The sequence below is a fragment of the Phocaeicola sp. RTP21198st1_B8_RTP21198_201120 genome (genome assembly GCF_040929485.1).
Taxonomy (GTDB): domain Bacteria; phylum Bacteroidota; class Bacteroidia; order Bacteroidales; family Bacteroidaceae; genus Phocaeicola; species Phocaeicola dorei.
Genome location: NZ_JBCOCI010000591.1, coordinates 1 through 1,006 on the forward strand (window position 1 = coordinate 1; position 1,006 = coordinate 1,006).

The 1,006-nt window shown below is 41.0% G+C and carries 1 protein-coding gene; it reads left to right on the forward strand.

The window, feature by feature from the left end; genetic code table 11:
* Positions 1 to 125 precede the first annotated feature (125 nt).
* A partial coding sequence (locus AB5935_RS28365) for a RagB/SusD family nutrient uptake outer membrane protein (RefSeq protein ID WP_368328152.1) occupies positions 126 to 1,006 on the forward strand: 881 nt, incomplete at its 3' end.

A 1,006-nucleotide genomic window follows, 5' to 3' on the forward strand; every position in this document is an offset into this window, starting at 1 on the left:
GATAAGAAGCTAAACGGACAGGACCCGGAATTCTTCAATACCGGTGGAGTTGCCTCCCCTGTACCTCGTCAGTTCACATTAACTCTTAGATTAGGATTTTAACCATTCAGATAATTATAAAAATGATGAAATATAAAAACGTATTATATACAGCAGTCATTTCAACCTTATGCCTGGGAATAACCTCCTGTAGTGATTTTTTGGATGAAATGCCGGACAACCGAACTGAGCTAACTACCGAAGAGAGCATTACCAAAGTATTGGTATCTGCATACCCAATGACCACCAACTGTCATATAGGCGAATTCTACAGTGACAACATTGATGAAAATAGTAAAGCATACAGCTATCTTTTCCGGTTAAACGAGCACTTGTATCGCTGGCAGCAAACCACTGAAGAGAATCAAGACTCACCTCATGCCTTATGGAATGATTGTTATAACTCGATTGCATCGGCCAACCAAGCCCTGGCAGCCATCGAGCAAATGGGAAACCCTCAATCATTGTCAGCACAAAGAGGTGAAGCTCTAATATGTCGCGCATATAATCATTTCGTACTAGCTACCACATTCTGCAAAGCGTATGGTACAAATGCAGATAAAGACCTAGGTATACCTTACATAAAGGAACCGGAAACATCTGTAAATCCACAATACTCACGCGGAACTGTTGCTGAAGTCTATCAAAATATCGCAGCCGATTTAGAAGAAGGATTGCCTCTAATCGACGACAATATTTACTCACGAGTGAAATATCATTTTAATAAAAAGGCTGCCTATGCATTTGCTGCCCGCTTTTATCTATATTACACACAGCCGGATTTTTCTAACTGCCAGAAGGTTATCAATTATGCCAATATAGTACTCGGCACGAATGCTTCCCAATATTTACGTGACTGGGCTGCATTAGGAGCTTTATCTCCCAACAAGAACATACAGCCGAACGCTTATGTAGATGCAGATAATCGGGCAAATCTACTGGTAATATCAGCAGCTTCATATTGGCC